The sequence below is a fragment of the Vibrio sp. QJM3NY_27 genome (assembly GCF_057785955.1).
In genome coordinates this window covers 1481210-1502052 of record NZ_CM173511.1, presented here as the reverse complement: position 1 = coordinate 1502052, position 20843 = coordinate 1481210, and the positions used below count along the sequence as shown (strand labels likewise).

Genomic DNA, 20843 nt, shown 5'->3' with positions numbered 1-20843 from the left:
TTGAAACCGATAATAGAAACGTAAACAGGCAAAACATGACACAAATTTGATGTGAACAACCCACTCAATTGTTATATTATAACATTACACTTAATAACCATTCGTTCTCATGAAACAGCTATTCAATCTAATCGATGTAATCAATCGCTTCTTCTCTCGCTATGTAAGCCGTTTCTCGACATGCTGTCGTTCTCTAAAGGGTTTGCCTTTTGGCCTAGTATTACTGTGTTTTGCGCCAAATCTATATGCCCACCCTCACTCTTGGATAGAGATGAAAACCCATGTTGAGGGAGAGAATGGCATGATCACCGGTCTCTCTATGGAGTGGTCTTTTGATGCAATGACATCCATGTACATGTTGGATGGCGAAAATGTCTCTGCCGATACAGAAGCTGAAACATTCAAAAAGCTCGCTGCGTCTGTTATTGAAAACATGATGTACGAGCACTACTTCACGTATTTCTACGATGGTGAAGAGCCAATTAAGTATCAAGTTGCTGAGCATGCCAAATTTGAGCGTGACAAAGCCAAAATGGTTCTAACATTTGACCTACCGCTGTCTAAGCCAAAATCCGTGACACGAGACTCGCTCCGCGTACTCATTTTTGACCCTAGTTACTTCGTCGACATGTCGTGGTTATCGAATAGCGACGTGACCTTGTCACCTGAACTAGCGAGACAATGTCAGTTGGAATTAATCGAGCCCAACCCGACGCCTGAACAAATGAGCTATGCAATGTCTTTACCTGTCGATACCGATCCAGACAACACATTAGGCCAACTGTTTACTCAATCGGTTGAGCTTCATTGTGCTGCGGTTCCAGTGTCTTAATCGCAGCGGCTCGTTGCTAGTCAGTAAACGTCTTAACTCAAACTCATTAAACCTCTCACTCACTATGAGAAAGCTCTCTGATACAGGTTCTTGTTAAATGCAGAAAAATAGCCTCAAAACAAACTATTACCTCATTGGCGTCGGCGCCCTGTTACTTGTTATTGTCGGTGCGTACCAATTGTGGTCTATATGGCCATCGTTAGTGATCTCTAGTATTCAATGGCAAAGGGAAGTTAACGCAGAGCTTGCCGACCTACTCTATGAAGCTAAATCCAATCCTTGGGGCGCAGGCAGTTACCTTATCGGGTTCAGCTTCGTCTACGGTATGCTTCACTCTTTAGGCCCAGGACACGGCAAGGTTATCGTGTCTACTTACTTAGCGACTCACCCGACTAAGGCGAAAGCCAGTTTAGTGCTTACGGTTGTGTCTGCGTTTTTACAAGCACTGGTCGCGATATTATTGGTGAGTGTATTGCTGTGGGGCTTTAGTGCTTCAATGCGCGTAGTGAATGACAAAGCGAATATGTTTGTTTCATTAAGCTTTGCGTTGGTGGCCGTGGTAGGTACTTTGATCTGCTGGAAGGCTTTGAAAAATATCTACACCACAATGCGTAAGCCAAAGTTGAAAGTGAAAGCCATCACCACATTAGCAGCCGATGCGCCTTCAGCAATGGCCGCTCGTCCACCAGGCACAGTCCAATCGCCAATAGCGCTTCGCTCATCTCTATCTGTTGGTTCAGCCATGTTGAACCCGACTAACGCATTACAAACTGCGGAACACTCTCATGCAGATCATTCTCATGCCGACTGCGGATGTGGCCACCAGCATGTTGCCGATGCAGACGCGATCAACAAAGCTTCCACGCTTCGTGAATACGCCGGAATCATAGTGACTATTGGAGTAAGACCGTGTACTGGAACCATCATGGTTCTGCTTTTCGCAAACATGGTTGGCCTATATTGGATGGGCGTTCTGAGTGCCTTTGCGATGGCCGTAGGCACAGCATTAACAACCTCATTAATTGCAATGATGACGCTAACAGGTAAACATCTAGTGAAGCGCTATTTGGCAGCGGGTAACAAGAACAGTAGTGAATCAATGAAAGTCGCAGGTCACTACTTGCAACTCTTTGGCGGCATTTTGCTTGTGTTGATTGGCTTGTTATTAATGAACGGCCAAGACAGCGGCATGTCGCCTGTTTTCACCATGTAGAGCGCAAGAACGTAGCAATATATCTGAGGTTCTTTCCACCCGCTCCGCACATATCAAGGCCTCGCAAACGCGAGGCCTTAGCTTTAGTCATTATTTAATATCAAATCAGGTAAACAAGTAAGCTATACCGAGAGCAAAACCCGTCAGTATTATTGATTTACAAAAGAGCATCAAAACCGCTAAAGAAAAGTACCGACAAGCGATACAATGCTGGAGTTACTAGATTGCAGCGTAGTAGCCCCTTTATAGAAAGCTCATTCACAGAAAACATTAAAGTAGCCAGACATGTCTAAAGATCCCGGTTTCACCACAGAATACATCCTCGATAAGACGTTTTTCACAGAGTGTTATGATCAAACTAGCCTTCCGACTCAATTTCCAAAAGCCTATTTAAAAGGAATACTGTTTCTTATTTTTGGTGTGGTTTTATTAGAGTTTGAGCTACTACCTAACGGTTACGTTGGCTGGTTCTTTATTGTATTAAGTGTGATTGAAGCGTTCAGCGTTTACTGCAAGAGAACCTGGTGGATATGGCGACAAAAAATCAGCTCAGGTGCTGGCAGCAAAGTGATCTTTCAAGGTGACGTTAACGGTGTGAGTTATAAAAACGCTAAAAACACCAATACTATCGCTTGGACTGACATCTCCCAGCTGCAACAAACCGATTTAGGTTTTATCCTTCATATTGGAAAACAGCGCCAATACGTCAGTAAGTCTTGTTTAAGCGATGAAGCCATTGCGTTCATGGTTGAGCAACACGAAGCGTCCAAAGCACCCAAAGCACATTAGCATCAATAAATGCCTGCCAATTTGGCAGGCATTTTTTTATCATCTTTAATAATTCGTATGGCATAACCGGACAACAACAATGAACACCGTTTACCAAATCAGTGATTGTCACCTTTCCGCTGAATCCAGCTATGAAAACCTGCGTAGAGCACTGGAATACGTCAGCAAAGACACAGCATGCAAGACCATTTTTCTAACTGGTGATATTTGTTGTAATCCAAAGTCTGGCGACTACATTCGATTAGAGGCGTTCATTAGGCAACACATTAGCGACCAATCCATTTACGCGATTGCGGGCAATCATGATGACTCTCGCTTAATGCGTACCGAGTTAAAAGGATCGTCGATTTTCGTCACCAATAAAGCAATGACCAATGAACGAGAGTTTGTATTTCTGGACTCTAGCTTCAAGCCGCTGGATAAACGTCATCCACTCGGTTCTGGGCGCATTGATAACCTTGGCATGGCTCGGCTAAAACAACAGTTGAGAAAGGCTAGTGATCCTATCGTGGTTGTTCACCACCCTGTTATTCCAGTCGGAGCTGACTGGATGAAAGCCATCCGTCTAGAAAACGATGCCGATGTGATGAACGTGCTTCGAAAATATCGCGTTCGTGACGTGATCTGCGGCCACGGCCATGACGGGATAACGGCGACACAACAAGGCGTAACCCAATACATGGCGCCTTCGACAGCCTATGGCTTTGACCACTCGATCAATAAATACAATCGCAGCGAGAAGATAGGATTAAGTCGAATTTCGTTCTCTGCTGATTCCATCGACTACCAAACTGTCTATTTTTGAACCCTCTATCTTAAATCTTGCTGTCTTAAACCTTGTGGATTCGCTTTCGAATAAACCAAGCTATATAGCGTTCTATGCCAATAGAAGAGGCTTGCAGCGATTCAATTTATCAATCTGTGATTGAAGACAGCACGCGAAGAGGTTTGGCGTTACACTCATTAAGATCAAACAAATAACGAGGGTCTATGACGTTTTCTCCTGCCATTTTGCGTAAAGTCTGGTACTCCCCTTCCATTAACCTTGGGCTTCGCGCCACCAGTGCCATTGTGCTGTTTCTTGGTTTAGGGGTGTTGTCGAATCAAACCACTATCGCCATGACCGCGCTGATGACCATGCCAGCCGCTCTGATTAGTGGCCTCGATGCAGCAGGGCCAAGGAGGTGGACACGTTTTGCGATCACCGCAACCGCTTGGGGCATGACTCTGGCCATCAGTTACGCTCTGCTGAAAAGCGGACTGCCTTTATGGGTGACTTATGGTGCTATGGGTGCTTTGCTTGCCAGTGCTGCGGTCAATGGTCCCTTTTGGGCGAGGCTCGGTATGTCGAGCCTATTGATAGCAGTCGTCACTCTCTCACTTCACAATTCCAACACAGCGCTAAGCTTGTACCAAATGTTGGTGCTTGGCCCCCTTACTTTTTCGCTGTTTAGCTGGCTTTGGTTTGCGTTGTGGAAGCACTATGCACTGCGCGTGTGTCTGTCCGCGATTTACGAAACCTTGGCAGACTACATCCAATATCGACAAGCATTCTTGTTAGGTAGCGAAAGTGATGCACCGAAAAGACGCATCAAATACCAACTCATCGAGTTGTTCCAACAGGCTCTTCAATCTGAATCTTTTCGATCTAAACAAGAAGATGCTAACTCGCTTCGACAAGCCTTGTTCCTCGCTCTTGATACGTTTGAAGTGATAATCAGCAGCCACACCACGAATCCCGATCTATTAAGCCAATTTCAGTCCAGTAAGCACAAACGAGACTTGCTATTGGTTTGGAGCCAACATTGTCAGCAAAGACTAAGACACAAAGCCAAACAGCTTCTACACAACACAAACGAAGAGGTGAAGCACTTAAGCTCATTAGAGCAAGAAGCTAATGACTTGATTGAAGCGGTCAAGCTCGAAGACCAACCCCGCTTTCGTTATTGGGCATACGCAGTGAAGCATATTTCCCGTCGTATTGAGCTTAATGAACCCGCTTATGAACGTTCTTTTGAAGTGCAGCCGTTCGAGTTGTCTTTTCGCCTACCAAGCCGAGGCAATCCGATTTGGCATCATGTTATCCGTGTCGGTTTGATGTTCGCACTTGGTGCTGGAATTGCGGAATACTTTGAATTGATTCGCCCTGATTGGGTTCTGATTTCGATGTTAATGGTTATTCAACCAAGCTTCTTGGCGACACGAAGTAAAACGTGGCAACGCTGTTTAGGTACGGCGCTTGGTGTGCTGTTCGCGACGTCTTTAATTCACATTGGCGTACCAACGACCGCGATGTATACGCTTATCGTTATCCTCTTGCCTGTCGCAATGCTTAATATCATGCGCCATTACTCGCTAGCCATTGGTTGCATTACAGCGCTATTGATTTTGGTGTATCAGACCATGGCGCATCAAGGGCTCGATTTTGCAGCACCACGTTTGATCGACAACATAGTCGGGGGCGCGATTGTCCTGCTCGGTTATGGTTTGTTATGGCCGCAATGGCGAGGTAAAGAGATCCACAATCAAGCGTTAAAAGCGCTTAATAGTTCAAAAAGCTTATTTGTGTATTGCTACGAACAGCTGCAAATTGGCACCGAACAACATGACCATATTGCGCTAACCAAGCAACGTGCCGCTATGCTAACCGCCGAAAGCGACCTTGAGCTGATTTACAATGAGATGCAGCAAGAGCCAAAACATACTCGAGCCGATCCACACTATTATGAAGATATGCTGAGTCACTATCGATTATTAAGCCATTACCTCTGCTTGCTGATCCCACTGGTCAGAAAAGGCACGCAATATCAAGGCTCTCAACAAGTCGAACGCTTGATTCATGATGCGATGGATGCATTGATCAATACCATTCGTGATAACCGCGTCCATGAGCTGCCCGCGCTCACCAATCAAACTGAAGCCCAACACCTAACTTCCACAACGGGTCAACGTTCGGTAGAAGAAATCATCTGGTTAGCACTGATGGCAGTAAAACAAATGCACGATTTAGTTCGGCAGAATCTAGAAGGCTAAATCAGGGCTTAACTATCAAAGGACTTAAATACCAAAGATCTTAAACACCAATAGCCACTCAGATTTTGACCTGTATTTTTAGAGCGAAGCGTTTGGCGCACCTTTGGGAAAAAGAAGAGTATCTAAAACTTGTTATTTAACCCATTCCAATACTTACGTTCCTTTTCAGTTATTGAATATATATGGTCATAACGACCACATCGACCTAATTGCCTTAAGTGACCGTGCAAAACCAATTCGTTTAGAGAATTTATAACGTTTACAACATCATTATTTGTAGATGGTATCCATTCCAAATCAGGACCTACTTCGCTGTTGGTCTTGGAATCTTAAAAATGAAAAACCCCATCATAAGTAACTAATTCACAAGTCATTATTAAACTCACCACATACATCGTGATAACTTTTTTTAATATCGAACATTCTATTCTACTGGTGGTCCATCACTGTCGAAAAACTTGTAGTGACATGGTGAATTTTTCCAATATTTTAAAGATACTAATACCTTAGAAAAGGCGGAAACAAAGTGACCGGAGTACAATATTCATACGAGCAATTCAAACCTTGAGAGTTTAAGTTAAATTGCTCTCATCATGAGATTCAAGTCACGTTCATCAGTGTTTTTTCTAGGTATCGTCTACTCCTCTCAACTGTTTAATTAGAAGCTGATATGACAAAGAAAATCATCCTAGATACAGATCCGGGCATCGATGATGCAATGGCAATCCTATTTGCAGAAGCACATCCAGATATTGATCTGATGGGGATCACGACCGTTTATGGAAATGCGACGATAGACAATGGCACTCAAAATGCTCTCTATCTGAAGCAAAAATTCGCTATGAAGGCACTCGTTGCTAAAGGTTCGGATAAGCCCTTATTAAGAGATCCTGTTGGAGCAACGGTTGTTGTGCATGGTGAAACGGGGTTGGGTGATGTGACGGCACCAAGTTCGCTAGATTATGAAGCGATTAAAAAGCCAGCTTATCAGTTCATTATCGACAGTGTTCGAGCTGAACCAAGAGAGATCACTCTTGTGGCTGTCGGTCCTCTGACTAATCTTGCACTTGCACTGGAAGCTGCTCCTGACATCGTCGACTTGGTAAAAGAAGTGGTCGTTATGGGTGGTGCATTCGGTGAAAACGGCCACAGAGGGAATGTAACACCATTTGCCGAAGCGAATATTCATGATGACCCTCATGCTGCCGATAAGGTGTTTACGGCATCATGGCCAGTAGTAATTATCGGGCTCGATGTTACAGAGGAGAGTTTTTTTACCAGTCAATACCTTGATGAGTTGCGAGATGACGCTGGAGAAGTTGGGCAGTTCATCTGGGACATTAGCCGTTACTACTTAAAGTTTTATTCTGACAAAGTAGGAATGGATGGTTGTCATGTTCATGACCCATCAGCCATTGCTTATGTTATCCAACCGTCTCTTTTTACAAGTCGTAATGGCCCGGTCAGGGTTGTCACAGATGGGCCAGCGGAAGGGATGACCATTCAGAAAGCTGATCAACGTAACTATATGAATGATGAATGGGGTTTATTTCCTGCACAACAAGTCGGCGTTCAAGTAGATAGCGATACTTTACTCTCACTCTACAGAGAGACATTGATAAACTATTCACAGCAGTAAAGTGGGCCTGTCGTAAATATTGAGAAATGCGCGACAGGCTAATGCTCTAGATACAATAATCCTACAATTGCGTAGAAACGCTCAAAGGCACTGTTAGCTTCATCTGGTTCAGATGAAACTGATCTTCAATATCAATACACGATCTAAGTGTCTATCCATATTAAAAAGTAATTTTCATTGACTAAGTTCGAGAATTGACTAGCTCACTTATGCCCCCAAAGTGAGCCTGAGAGGGATTGAACTCAGTTTCAAACCCTGCAACTTGCCTTACTTTTCCTGATGTCTAGAGTTCCAACAATGTAGCTAAATGTTTTAATCCACAACAGACTGACCTTTAATCACACTTACGCACGAATATGTTGTTCAACTATTTCTAAGCCATTGAATAATAGAAAACTAAAAGGAATTTTTTGATTGATAACGCGCCTTGAATCGGAAGCAACATGTGCTTGCACGGTTTTCAACTAGAAATTAGAACCAAACTGAATTATATGCATAATTTTCAGTTGGTTAGGCAAGGGCGGGATCGAACTTTAGTAAAGGTTACATTTACTGTAGGCAGGGCTTGTGGATAAGTGCTTCTTTTTGGTTCATCGCGGCTTTCCCCTGAAAGCCGAGATGAACCTTTTTTCAATAATCTAGCGTGTGAAAGCATTTGACAGATCGATAACGCATTGCTTTACATCACATATATTAATAAAAGTGACAATGCTTACATTTATAAATGTGATGTATATCCCCATTCATCTTTTGATTACTTTCTAAGCTTAGTTGGTTTTTATCCGATTAAACAGAAGGTTATATGATAAATAGAATAATAACACTAAGTGGCGTTGCATTACTTTGTTCAGCGAGTGCGCATGCGCAAATGCAAAATGGAAGTTTCGAAAACTGGGAAGGAAACGTACCATCTGGATGGAGTGTGATTGACTCCGGCATTGCACTTTCCCTCTCTACCGACCCTGTAAATAACGGCAGTTTCTCTGCGCAAGTAACAGTGAATACAAGTACTCAAAGTAATACCGACTTACTTCAAACGATAAGTGTTGAACAAGGGAAAACTTATGATTTCTCTGTCGATGTTTATCACACTGAAGGTAACGTGAAAGCTCGCCTTTTTGTTGATGGCTATTTAGGCTACTCGAATAATGGTTTAACGAATCAGTGGCAAGCATTAACTCACTCGTACAGCGCTACCAGCACTAAAGATATCGTTGTGGGCATACGATTTTATGATGATGCAGGTTTTGATGGTTCAGAAGTGGTGTATTTAGATAACTTTCAGCCTACGGAGACTCCACCAACACAAAGCTGCAATGACACAAGTGCCGCACTCACGCTAGTGACGGATAACTATGGTTCTGAAACCAGTTGGTCTCTCAAAAACTCAGTTTCTCAAACTCTTTATTCTGGTTCAGACTATCAAAGTAACACCAACAATGAAGTGGAAATGTGTTTAGCGGATGGTAGCTACACCCTAGAAGTCTCAGACTCTTATGGAGATGGAATGTGCTGCAGTGTGGGGAATGGTTCATACAGTTTGTCGGTAAACGGAACCGTTGTGGCATCTGGTGGTGATTTCCAAGCAAGTCAGAGTACAGAATTTACGATTGGTGGCTCAACGACTACACCACCAACTGAACCACCAGTGTTAGGTGAGTATTACAAAGACGCTGAAGGCAAAGTGGGCTTTGCGTTAAAAACGGCCTTATATCAAATTATTGATAATCATAGTAGTCAGGGTTACACCGCTATTTGGAAGTTAGTGTCTGAGGCTGACCTAGACGCATACTATGACACTGATGGGTCGATTCTCGATATGTATTCAGAGAAACCTTCAGGCTCAGATTCAATCCAATTTACTAAGGTGGCCGATCAATGTGGTCAATACAGCAAAGAAGGTGATTGCTACAACCGTGAGCACTCATTCCCGAAAAGCTGGTTTGGTGGGAAAGTCGAGCCAATGAACTCTGACGGTCACCATTTATTTGCCACTGACGGCTACGTTAACTCGAAACGTAGTAATTGGCCATTTGGTGAGGTAAGTAGTGCAACATACACATCAAGCAATGGTTCTAAATTAGGCAGTGCAGCAAACTCTCTTGGTTATGTGGGTACGGTGTTTGAGCCAATTGATGAGTTTAAAGGTGATTTCGCAAGAGCATATTTCTACATGGCAACACGCTATGAAAATGAAATCGCTAATTGGGAAGGGAACTCTACAAGCTCTGACGCCGTTCTGGATGGAACCAATACAACCGTTTTTGAACCTTGGCTACTTACCATGCTAAAGCGTTGGCATTCTGAAGATCCAGTAAGCCAAAAAGAAATCGACCGAAATAAGGCGGTACATGACTTCCAAGGGAATCGTAATCCGTTTATTGACCATCCTGAGTTTGTAAGCCAAATCTGGGGAAATTAATCGGAATATAACCACCATGACAATGGTTTTATGATTATTGAATTGAGCCCAATCCTTTGTTTGGGCTTCTTTTTTGATAGGCATTAGAGAGCATGATTTTAAATATTTGAAAAAGCATATTGTCATGAAGGTCCGTATGCTTGTCAGTGATCTGCACCATCAATACTAGACGCTACATTAAGCGACTTTCCATACCTTTAGTTATCTATGAATTGCTAACTTAGGGGAAGTTGTAGCTCATTTATGTCAAAAAGTTTGTTATCACTACCCGAAAAACAAAAATCCTCGCAAACGCGAGGTCTTAGTTTTATCCATCAATAGTGAGTACATCTCTAACCTAGGGAAGAGCCCCTAGCCTCCGCATTTTCTGTTATTTTTGCCCGTCTAGATTTGCTTGATGTAGTAAGTGCTCAATGAACACTGGAACCTTTTTCGCTATGTGCTTTCTAGAAGCATAAAAGGCATATAGCACCAAGTCCTCAGGTTCGTATTCAAGCTCTATAACTTCTAGAGAACCCGAATCTATTTCATTACGACAGAATTCAGCAGGGAGTATCGCAAGCCCCAAACCAGCCAATGCACCTGCTTTAGCGAGTTGTCCACTATTCACTTTAAATGCAGATTTTACTCTTTGAGTAATTACCTGACCTGTTTCGTTCTTAAATACCCATGGCATACCATTTAACGCGGTAAAGCTGCTAATACAAGGTACATGTTTCAAATCCGTAATCTTAAAAGGCTTAGAAGATGTATGAAGAAGTTTGGGTGAAGCCACAACAACACTAGTCCAACGCTTAATCTCTTTCGCTATCCAATTGTTATCCTCTAGCTTCCCTCGATGAAAACTCAAAATAACGTCAAACCCGTCAAGCGGATCCTCTTTAGGGCTGATACTCGTATCACAACATAATGAAATAGATGGATATTGAGTACAAAACGAAACGACGGCTTGGGCCAAGTCAGGTGAGTCTGGCATTAAAACATTGAGTTGCCCTATGACTTCACGAGAGTGTTGTGTCACCTCCTCAAGAGCATCATTGAGTTTATCCAACAATGGCTGAGTTCGTAGATAGAGGTGGTCCCCAGCTTCTGTCGAAGAAATTCGGCGAGTCGTTCTATCAAAAAGTCGAGCATCCAGCTGCTCTTCTAGCAACGCGATATGACGACTGACGTTTGATGTCGGCAAACACAGAAACTCCGCAGCTCTCTTAAAGCTATTGTTCTCATAGACACAGTGAAAACTTTTTAGCCATTGTTGATCAATCTTCTCAAGCATTCCCATTAATCCCACTCATTTCAATAATCCCACCAGATTGGATTATAAAGCCAATATTAGCCACTTTATTACCAGAAACAGGCTTATACAATACTCATCATTAAAAGTGAACTGGATAAGGTTACCAATGAGTTGGATAGAAAAACTATTAGATAAGAAAAATATAATCAGTACGCGTAAAGCGAATATTCCAGAAGGCATATGGACAAAATGCCCCTCTTGCGACCAGATTCTGTACCGCATAGCCCTTAAAGAAAATCTGGAGGTGTGTCCAAAATGCGACCACCACATGAGGATGTCCGCACGCTGTCGCTTAGAAAATTTTTTAGATAATGGCGAGCGAACTGAGATTGGCAGTGAACATGAACCGAAAGACTTACTAAAATTTAAGGATAAGAAACGCTACACCGAACGCCTGGCTCTTGCTCAAAAGAACACAGGAGAAAAGGATGCGTTAGTGGCCTTGAAGGGAGAGCTTTTAGGATTACCTGTTGTAGCGTGCGCTTTCGAATTTTCTTTTATGGCAGGCTCAATGGGGGCCGTTGTGGGCGCTCGCTTTGTTGACGCTGTTGATGCAGCAATCGAGGCTAACTGTGGATTAGTATGCTTTTCGGCTTGTGGTGGAGCGCGCATGCAAGAATCGCTCATGGCTTTAATGCAAATGGCAAAAACAAGTGCTGCTTTAATGCGACTATCAGATGCAAAGCTCCCTTATATCTCCGTATTGACCGATCAAACTTTTGGCGGTGTATCGGCAAGTATTGCGATGTTAGGTGATATAAATATCGGTGAACCCAAAGCGAGAATTGGTTTTGCCGGGCGTCGTGTAATTGAGCAAACAGTACGAGAAAAGCTACCTGAAGATTTTCAGCAGAGCGAGTTCCTATTAGAGCATGGTGCTTTAGACATGATTGTTGATAGACGTGAGATACGCGCCCGAGTAGCTAAGCTAATCGCAATGATGACCAACACTCAGATTCAAGTTGATCATTAAAAACCTCCCCCTCTAGCTCCCCCTCAAATGACCAACAACGACCTCTTTAGATTAAGGACCGAGGGGGAGAACATTCTTTATCGCTGAACATCTGGCCGTACTTGTAACGTTCGCATTCAGTTCCCCCCCTTTCCTTCCCTACGATCAATAAGAGATTGAGAATACGAACCGCACCCAGTACATTCCTTTAAATTACTGTATTTTCACTAGCTTCTTATAGTTAAAATACCGTATGGTACAAACCATAAAATTATTAAGACTTGTGGTCTTTGCCACAGAGACTCTCCATTTAAAGCGAAAAGACTTACTATGAATTTTGATATCAATGCACTGAAACACCACCAACTGGTCGAAGATGGTCAATTAGAAGGGTGTTACATTCACCAGCCTGTGCAGGGCAGTCAACCAGATGACAAGGCAGTTTTAGAAGAGCGCCAAGCGCTGGAAAGCCAAGGATATAAGGTAGTTCAGGTTAAAGCGAAAGGCGGAACAACAACGTTTGCCGAGGCTATGCAAGAGCTTGCGAAGAAGACAGGCCACCAGCCTAAATAGTAAACGAGTGAGCAGAGAGAGTTACACCGTTTTCCCCAAAATGAGTCACCGCTATATTTGGTCCCAAACACAAAAATGGGCTGGTACAGCCGAAATTCAGTCTATTACCTAAGAATCTAGCTTTATTAGAGACGGAGACTGTTTACTGAATTAATGTTGGACGGGTATGGCACTTAGCTATGAGTTATGAGTTATGAGTTATGAGTTATGAGCAATAACACAAAGTAAATACATGCTCTCTATTTGTCATAGTTATAAAACTTTAAAGGAGCCACAATGAGCTCCTTTGAGGTTTAAGTTATCGCTTCAGTTACTACTGCATTCACTCGATTTAGCTACCAATCGCAATTCTATCGACTTCAATTGTTGCCTCTTCCCAGCTATCTTTTTCAACGTTGCCAACAATCGTTATCTTGTCATTTGGAGCAATCGTCAAACCAGCCCAAGCTTCATCCTCTACTTCGATCACAATTGTGTTTTTGCCATCAGTAAACTTGTACTCGTCATCTCCCAAAGAGTGCACAATGTTACCCGTCACCTGAACTTGGGTATCATCTCTTGCTTCTAGGACTTGAGCAACCGTAACAGGAGCGCTAGCCGTCGGGCCACTAAATCCGCCCGTTGCTGGTAAAGTGTTTGCTGTTGCTAAGCCTGAAGCCAGAACCAGTGTAGTAGCAATAAGTACGTTTTTCATAAGAACCTCTAAGGAGTCATAGTTTGTTTTGATGGGTGTACTATGCAGGAGGTGGTATTAATCGCGGATGAAAGTAGCGTTCATAATTCATTCATGTTGAAAATACGTAGAATGACAATACCCAAAAAAACCATAACCATATGATCTTAAACGCTATCTTAATCGAATAATTTTACTTTTTACGAAAATCATTCCTTTTCTAGAGCTCTTGCTCTTTGTTATTCAGTATTCGCCCAGTAATAAGTCATCAACAGAGTCGCTTTCCAAGCACCAATTAAATAGCACTCGATGAAACTACACAGTGAGAGCTTTCTAAAACTAAGGCCTCGCGTGCGGCCTTAGTTTTTCTATCTAGTGATTATAACTGCACTCTAACGGTTACAGTTACCCTACTTCACTGACTTTTCTTGCTAACCTTTATTGCCAGCTTAGCTTACTGACCTAAGTTACTGAGTAAGCTGACTGAACTTCGGCAAGCTCTTCACAAACCTCTGATGTACATCCATATAGGTTTGCATATAGATTTCATCGATACTGTTACCACTAGGGAAACTCGATGAGAAGTCTGCGTGTTTGCGGTCGATTGACAATTTGGCTGCCTCGATAATGTGAGCAATGAACATTCGAGGATCTTCCAAGCCGATAGAGATACGCATTGTGGTCGGTTTGATGCCTGCTTCATTGAGCGCCTCGTCGCTGAGTTCAGAATGCGTAGTCAGTGCCGGGCACAGTGCCACCGTATTGGTTTGCCCTAAACTCACTTGCATGCCGATTGCGGGCTCAAGCATGTCGAAGAACTGTTTAAACCCATCTCGATTGATTGGCGCCCGATCGCCGTTGCCTTCCATGTCTATGGTAAACAGCGCTGCAGGTAACCCCAAGTACATGTTGTTCTGGCAGTGTTCATAGTTATCACTATCTGGCAAAGCTGGGCACGACACATTGATGTCTGGGTGAGCATCGAAGATCTTCGCGAGAGTCAGAGTATTAATGGTTTTCTGCACCACGCGCATCTCATAGGTTTTCATACCATTGAGCACTTCGAACGCTTTGTCTGCGTCTAGGAATGCGCCCTTAATGTAATACACATTCCAAAACAGCGTTTCGTTCCATGGAATGGTGGCCACATCGCCGTTAGGTTTGTTACAGGTGACCTCTTCTCCTTTTGGCACAAACATGGTCTCGTTACGACCGATGACTACCCCAGCCGTTGTGGTGCCGGAACCCGCCAGTTCTTTGGTGTAAGAGTGAATGACATAATCTGGCCTTTCCATAACATCATCGCGTTTTAGTACTGGATGCAGTAATGGTGTACCCACTGTAGAGTCGACAATCACATCCCAACCACGAACGTGACCAGCTTTACTGATGCTAGCAACATCTAACACGTATCCATGCGGGTTACACGGTGACTCTAGGTAAACGTAGATTTTCTTACCTGCGGCGAGGCGATCCGCGTATTTATCGGCAACCTCATCAAGACGAGCCGCAAACTCATCACCTGAATAGCCATCGACCCACTCTACCGCGACATTCAGATTAGAAGGCTTTCCAAACCAATCTTCCAATAGCTGATAAGAACCGCCGTAGATATTGCGTGAAGCCAAGACAATGTCTTCATGCCCGAGCAAGTGGCTTAACAACCCATCAATAGCCGCCATCCCCGAGTTAAAGTTCCATGCGAGGTATTCGTTGGCTCTGGAGCCTGCCTCAATATCAACCATGTGGTTAGCCAGTGAAATCGATGTTGGGTTAAGCAGTCGAGAGTAAATATCGTGCAGCGGCTCTTTACCGTTGAACGCATCTTCAATCCATTCTGTACACGCAAATAAATAGGTCGCAGTGCGTGTAATGACAGGGCTTGCAGAGAATATAGCAGCGACATTATCGAAGATAGGATACGCACCTTTAGACGCAAAATTACCATTATTGGTGGCAATGGATTGGTAAGTGGCACGCATTGGGTTTTGCAAATTGTCGAGGATCTTTGCGATCTGAAATGACAAAAAGCGTTTAGCGTTAAACCAAGCGATTCGGTCACTCTTGTCAAGCTCTGAAAGCCCATCAACGGTTAACGCCCAAAGGTCATGCGTCTTGATATTGGCTTTATACAATGTCGCCGCCAGTTCAATTAGTGTGATGCCGTAATCACTGTTTGGGTCGATACCAAAATGTTTTGCCTGCTCAATGGCAAGGGCTTCTGCTTGTTCGTGTTTGGTCGTTTTACGCAGCGGGCTAAGTTGAGTTGACGTATTCATAGTTCAGTCCTTTGTTATACCTCCTTTAATTTTAGTTTTGGGCAGATGTTAAAAATTGCTATTTGCGAAGTAAGACATACACTTTGAGCAATAATATTGCCAAACTAAATTCGATATTGATGGATTATACTAATGGACGAGATCGACAAGAAAATACTGGCTGAACTGCAAAGCAACGCTCGGCTCACCAATCAAGAGTTGGCCGATCGCGTGTCGCTATCGCCCTCTCCTTGCTTACGCCGAGTTCGAGCATTAGAGAAACAAGGGATTATTCGCGGCTATCACGCCAGTGTCGACCAAGAAGCATGCGGCTTGCCTGTGAATGTGTTTGTGTTAGTGAAGCTTGAAAAGCCGACAGAAGAGAACATGCGAGACTTTGAACTGCACATTGAAGCGATTGATGAAGTGTTGGAGTGCTTTTTGATGACAGGTAATCACGACTACCTATTGCATGTGGTCAGTGAATCGCTCAAAAGCTACGAGCAGTTTATCCGCAAGCAACTAACCCGCCTACCCAATATCGCTTCTATTGAATCCAGCTTCGCCTTCGGTCAAGTAAAAACAAAGACCAAGCTGCCAGTGAGATAATTAGAAACGACTTAGTTTGACTGTGCAGAAGGCATTGGATAGTCATCTCCAGTCATACAGATAAGTGCACCGCCAAAAGCTTTGTCGTAACGTACTTTTCCGGTCGTATTCGAACTTTCTATATCCGTGTTGCCGTCGATAATCTGATTAATTTCTTGTGCCACTTTTGTTGGTACCAACCATATACAAGCCGCAAGAGAACAGGTTGCTGACGACGATTCACAACCTGTCTCGGAGCTTCCTCGTGCCCAGCGGCTATCCTTTTCCTTAAGCAGTAATTGCGTTGCTATGTAATCTGGGTGATCGATGTACTGATCACCACCTATCCATGTATCGCCATAAGGTAGGTACGGCCCTTGCCATGTTGATAAGCCCAGATTTTCAATTAAGTGATTGATGTTTAAGTAGCCGAAGTTCGTGTCGGTATCGGAAGTAATTGGAGGTAAAGAGCCATTGTCATGAGAATATTGCTCCGCTGCATCCAAGACAGTATTCAGTTGCCCGATCAAAAATGTTGCCTCATCGACACGGGAAATACGATTACCGATCTGGTTGTAGATAAAAAATGCGGCAATGAACATGAGTAAACTAAACGATGCAAGTTTCCATTTTTTTATCTGACGCAAAAGTCTTAACATCTATTTTTTATCTCTCATCAAGAAGGTTCTGATAGCGCTAAGGCGATCCCTATCGGAAATGATTATACCAGAGTAAAATCAAGCGGTTTGTATTGAAACATTCTGCCCTATTGACCGTAAATATGCCTAGCTCTTAAAGGTCAATTTAGAACTAGACCCTCCCCAAAAACAAATAATAATCACCACCCTATTTCACTGACTTAATCACTTACATCAACCTTGTGTTGATTGATTCAGTAAAACAAACCTAAGAGATGGGAATCGATTCCGAAGTGATCGTTTTATCTGACTGTCATCTAATTTTTGTACTTTGATATAACAAATAGCCTAAAAGATATTGAGCGATCGTTCAAATATATTGAAATTTCCACTATAGTTGATTGGTAAAACAACTCACAACAAGGAAAAGTTATGAATCAAAGTACCGAGTCTCAATCAGATCCAACTCGATCTATCCCTCAAGAAGCATTTGATTGGTACGACGAATATGCGCACGGTCTGATTGATCGCAGAGAATTTATGGCTCGTCTATCTGGGTTGGCTGTACTTGGCTTAACCATGACAACGCTAACTTCTGCACTGATCCCTAATTATGCGCAGGCAGAGCAAGTCTCTTTCAATGATCCTTCCATCACAGCAACCTACGAGACATTTCCTTCACCTAAAGGATACGGAGAAGGCCGTGGTTATTTAGTGGTACCAAAAGAGTTAGCGGATAATGCGCCAGTTGTCTTAGTTGTTCATGAAAATAGAGGCTTAAACCCATATATAAAGGATGTGGCAAGACGACTCGCAGCCGCGGGGTTTATTGCGTTTGCACCTGATGCACTCTATTCGCTTGGTGGGTATCCAGGTAATGATGATGAAGGTCGAGCAATGCAAAAATCATTATCCAGAGAGAAAATCGAAGAAGACTTTATCGCCGCTGCAAACTTTTTGAAATCTCATGAAAAAAGTAACGGTAAGCTAGGCGCAGTCGGATTTTGCTTCGGTGGCTATATCGTAAATATGTTGGCGGCGGTAATGCCAGAACAACTGGATGCGGGCGTTCCGTTTTATGGTACTCCTGCCGCACCAGATTTAAGAAAGAATGTTAAAGGGCCATTGCTCATCCAATTTGCGGGAATCGACAAACGTGTGAATGCAACTTGGCCAGAGTATGAAGCTGAACTCAAAGAGATTGAGGCAGACTACACCGCTTACATCTATGACGGTGTGAATCATGGCTTCCATAACGATTCAACAGGTCGATATGCTGAAGAAGAAGCAGAGTTAGCGTGGGCACGTACACTTGAGTTCTTTAATAAAAAGCTTTCTTAATAGGCAGCTTTACCGAACCCGTTTTCTTTAAATTCCAAGTTACTGCCCTATACCTTATTCAACGAAACCCAAAAGGCCTCATACGTGCGAGTAATGCCGATCAGTTAAGAAATTTGTGAGATCATTTGACCGATCCTCAAAAGGCTTCAAAATCCGATATTAGGAAACTAATATCGGATTTTTTATGTCTTTAGAAAGCCAACTTGCGAATACTTTTCGATCATGTAACACCTTTCATCACTTTGATAGATATTCTGACATTCTTAGCCCAGACCTTATTCAGCAAGGCTTCGAACAAGCGGGGGTCGCAACGGTGAGAAGAAGGCGTTTACCTTTAGAGGCTGTACTTTGGTCCGTTGTAGGAATGAGTCTTTTTCGACAACAATCTGTTTGGGATATAGCTAATCAACTCGATATTGTCCTGCCAGACAAACAACGTTTTGTTGCCCCAAGCGCTGTTGTTCAGGCGAGACAGAGATTGGGCGAAGAAGGTGTTAAGCAAGTCTTTAAGAAGATGGCAGCGCATAGCTATCAATCGTCTAACTTCGAAACTTGGTGTGGACTAAACCTTCTATCCGTCGATGGTGTCGTTTGGAGAACGACAGATACACCTGAAAATCATCAAGAGTTTAAAGCACAGCGCAATCAATCAGCTGAAAATATTTACCCTAAGGTACGTATGGTTTGTCTGATGGAGCTTACGAGTCATCAGATAATCGATAGTGCATTCTCTGACTATCGAACCAACGAAATGCGCCTTGCAGAAGAACTCATTGAACAAACCCCCGATCATTCTCTGACTATTTTTGACAAAGGATATTACTCTCTAGGGCTACTTAATCGCTGGAATAAAGTAGGCCAAGAAAGACATTGGATGCTCCCTGTGAGAAAGGACTTTCAGTATGAAGTCGTTCATAAATATAGCCAGAGTGACGCTATCGTTGCTATAAAAACGACACCTCAAGCAAGAAAGAAATTCAGTGACCTCCCTGAGATAATAGAAGCACGGTTAGTGTCGAAAATTATCAAAGGAAAGAAATATCAGGTGCTTACATCAATGCGTGATGGGTTGCACTTTCCTGGTGAAGACATTGTAGAGCTCTATCGCTACCGTTGGGAAATCGAATTAGGTTATAGGGAAATGAAGCAAACCTTGCTTGATAGTGAGTATACATTGCGAAGTAAGCGCCCAGATATGGTCAAACAGGAGCTCTGGGGGATTTTGTTAGCCTATAACCTTATAAGGCAGGTTATGACAAAGGCAGCGAGCAAGTTAGATAGCGTCTGGCCGAATCAATTAAGCTTTACGAGTAGTGCCATGGCTGTGACTCAATACTTTGCAGCTTTACCTTTAACGAGTCCTGGGAAACTACCCAAACACTATGAAGTACTACTACAGCAAATATCGATGTTTATCCTACCACCTCGAAGAGAAGATAGAAGTTATCCTCGTTGGGTGAAACTGAAACCTAAGAAATATGCAACGAATAGAAAAAATGCCAGTCAGCTTAACTGACTGGCATTACTCATACGTGCGAGGCCTTTGTTTTCTCAACGCTATATGGGCTTGCCCTACAGATAGGTTTGGGGTGTCGACATTCTGGTATTAAGTACACCTAGCTGCTTAATATCAATCTAACCTCTTAATATCAATCTAGCTTTGCTTCTAACAAACCTATTGACCCGATCGTATAAATAGATAATATAGACATCTAGACGCCTACATGTCTTTTGGTTAATTAAATGGAGTTATCATGAACAGCTACAAAAAAATCACAGCATCCCTGTTGGCATTAGCTTTCGTATTCGGCGTAACAGGATGTGGAAAAAAAGACGAGGCTGTCATCAAGATTGGGGCGACAGTTGGCCCACATGCACAAGTTGTACAAGCAGTTGCCAAAGAAGCAGCAAAGCAAGGGATCAATATTGAGCTCGTCGAATTCTCAGACTACATCACACCTAACGCAGCACTGGACGATGGAAGTATCCAACTGAACAGTTACCAACATCAGCCATTTCTCGACAACTTTAATGCCAATCACGATAGCCAGTTAGTTTCTATCGGACGTTCAATTTTGATGCGTATGGGCGTTTACTCGAACAAGTACACTTCGCTTGACTCTATCCCAGATAACGCACGAATCGCGATTCCAAACGACCCAACGAATGGTGGGCGCGGACTATTGCTACTTGAAGATGCTGGGCTGATTTCTTTAAAAGACAACGCTGGTTTCAACGCTTCATTAAGCGATATTGTTGATAACCCAAAGAACATTCGATTTGTTGAAGTGGATGCCGCTCAACTACCCCGCTCTCTTGACGATGTAGATGCAGCTGCAATCACCATGAACTATGTGATGTCTGCTGGACTGGACCCTAAGAAACAAGGCATTTACTTAGAGAAAAAAGACGCACCTTTAGCCGTGATGGTTGTGGCGGCGCGAGAAGAAGACAAAAATAACAAAACGTATAAAAAGATCATTTCAATTTACCACTCACAAGAGATCAATGACTTTTTAAACAGCACTTTCAAAGGCACCATAGAAGCCGCAAATTAGACCAAGAAAGTCACCTTAGATTTGGCGTTGCCTGTTA

The 20843-nt window shown here is 43.2% G+C and carries 17 protein-coding genes; 13 read left to right on the top strand and 4 right to left on the bottom strand.

Annotation, left to right across the window (positions count from 1 at the left end; all coding sequences use genetic code 11):
- The first annotated feature begins 109 nt into the window (after window positions 1-109).
- The 7 genes from AC3CIA_RS06740 to AC3CIA_RS06710 all read left to right on the top strand — a co-directional run bounded on the left by AC3CIA_RS06740 (window position 110) and on the right by AC3CIA_RS06710 (window position 9928).
- Window positions 110-832, top strand: a complete 723-nt coding sequence (locus AC3CIA_RS06740) for a DUF1007 family protein (protein ID WP_488518747.1) — start codon at window positions 110-112, stop codon at window positions 830-832.
- Between the two features lie 97 nt (window positions 833-929).
- Entirely contained in the window at window positions 930-2045 is a 1116-nt protein-coding gene (locus tag AC3CIA_RS06735) for a nickel/cobalt transporter (protein ID WP_488518746.1), read from the top strand.
- Window positions 2046-2330: 285 nt separating this feature from the next.
- Entirely contained in the window at window positions 2331-2834 is a 504-nt protein-coding gene (locus AC3CIA_RS06730; protein ID WP_249632665.1) for a YcxB family protein, read from the top strand.
- 79 nt (window positions 2835-2913) lie between these two features.
- Entirely contained in the window at window positions 2914-3639 is a 726-nt protein-coding gene (locus tag AC3CIA_RS06725) for a metallophosphoesterase family protein (RefSeq protein WP_488518745.1), read from the top strand.
- A 185-nt stretch (window positions 3640-3824) separates the two neighbouring features.
- Window positions 3825-5867 (top strand): FUSC family protein, encoded by a 2043-nt coding sequence (locus tag AC3CIA_RS06720; RefSeq protein ID WP_488518744.1) that lies wholly within the window; start codon window positions 3825-3827, stop codon window positions 5865-5867.
- 670 nt (window positions 5868-6537) lie between these two features.
- The gene (locus AC3CIA_RS06715; protein WP_428786662.1) at window positions 6538-7506 is read left to right on the top strand and encodes a nucleoside hydrolase; all 969 of its coding nucleotides are present in this window, start codon (window positions 6538-6540) and stop codon (window positions 7504-7506) included.
- Window positions 7507-8308: 802 nt separating this feature from the next.
- Window positions 8309-9928, top strand: coding sequence for an endonuclease (locus tag AC3CIA_RS06710; RefSeq protein WP_065205425.1), 1620 nt, complete (start codon window positions 8309-8311; stop codon window positions 9926-9928).
- A 370-nt stretch (window positions 9929-10298) separates the two neighbouring features.
- Here the strand turns inward: AC3CIA_RS06710 and AC3CIA_RS06705 are convergent, their stop codons facing one another.
- Window positions 10299-11210: a LysR family transcriptional regulator gene (locus AC3CIA_RS06705; RefSeq protein ID WP_488518743.1), complete on the bottom strand. Its 912-nt coding sequence runs from the start codon at window positions 11208-11210 to the stop codon at window positions 10299-10301.
- A 121-nt stretch (window positions 11211-11331) separates the two neighbouring features.
- Here AC3CIA_RS06705 and accD point away from each other — a divergent pair, with 121 nt between their 5' ends.
- Entirely contained in the window at window positions 11332-12198 is an 867-nt protein-coding gene (gene accD, locus AC3CIA_RS06700; protein WP_488518742.1) for an acetyl-CoA carboxylase, carboxyltransferase subunit beta, read from the top strand.
- 309 nt (window positions 12199-12507) lie between these two features.
- On the top strand, window positions 12508-12750 hold the full coding sequence (locus AC3CIA_RS06695; RefSeq protein ID WP_048611711.1) for a hypothetical protein: 243 nt from the start codon (window positions 12508-12510) through the stop codon (window positions 12748-12750).
- A gap of 331 nt (window positions 12751-13081) precedes the next feature.
- Here AC3CIA_RS06695 and AC3CIA_RS06690 read toward each other — a convergent pair whose 3' ends face one another.
- Both AC3CIA_RS06690 and AC3CIA_RS06685 read right to left on the bottom strand, forming a co-directional pair.
- Window positions 13082-13444, bottom strand: a complete 363-nt coding sequence (locus AC3CIA_RS06690; protein WP_114633338.1) for a NirD/YgiW/YdeI family stress tolerance protein — start codon at window positions 13442-13444, stop codon at window positions 13082-13084.
- Between the two features lie 446 nt (window positions 13445-13890).
- Window positions 13891-15702 carry a PLP-dependent transferase gene (locus tag AC3CIA_RS06685; protein ID WP_488518741.1) on the bottom strand — a complete coding sequence of 604 codons (1812 nt, stop codon included), beginning with the start codon at window positions 15700-15702 and terminating at the stop codon, window positions 13891-13893.
- 132 nt (window positions 15703-15834) lie between these two features.
- Here AC3CIA_RS06685 and AC3CIA_RS06680 point away from each other — a divergent pair, with 132 nt between their 5' ends.
- A complete protein-coding gene (locus AC3CIA_RS06680; RefSeq protein ID WP_488518740.1) occupies window positions 15835-16290 on the top strand; it encodes an Lrp/AsnC family transcriptional regulator in 456 nt (151 codons plus the stop codon).
- A gap of 11 nt (window positions 16291-16301) precedes the next feature.
- On the opposite strand, the gene AC3CIA_RS06675 is transcribed toward AC3CIA_RS06680, so the two are convergent.
- The gene (locus AC3CIA_RS06675) at window positions 16302-16928 is read right to left on the bottom strand and encodes a type II secretion system protein (protein WP_488518739.1); all 627 of its coding nucleotides are present in this window, start codon (window positions 16926-16928) and stop codon (window positions 16302-16304) included.
- A 411-nt stretch (window positions 16929-17339) separates the two neighbouring features.
- Between AC3CIA_RS06675 and AC3CIA_RS06670 the strand changes: the two genes are divergently transcribed.
- From AC3CIA_RS06670 to AC3CIA_RS06660, 3 genes are all read left to right on the top strand, one after another.
- Complete coding sequence (locus tag AC3CIA_RS06670) at window positions 17340-18248, top strand: dienelactone hydrolase family protein (RefSeq protein ID WP_054546520.1); 909 nt, start codon at window positions 17340-17342, stop codon at window positions 18246-18248.
- Window positions 18249-18432: 184 nt separating this feature from the next.
- A complete protein-coding gene (locus AC3CIA_RS06665) occupies window positions 18433-19764 on the top strand; it encodes an IS4 family transposase (RefSeq protein WP_488518170.1) in 1332 nt (443 codons plus the stop codon).
- 238 nt (window positions 19765-20002) lie between these two features.
- Window positions 20003-20806 (top strand): MetQ/NlpA family ABC transporter substrate-binding protein, encoded by an 804-nt coding sequence (locus AC3CIA_RS06660; protein WP_488518738.1) that lies wholly within the window; start codon window positions 20003-20005, stop codon window positions 20804-20806.
- Window positions 20807-20843 lie beyond the last annotated feature (37 nt).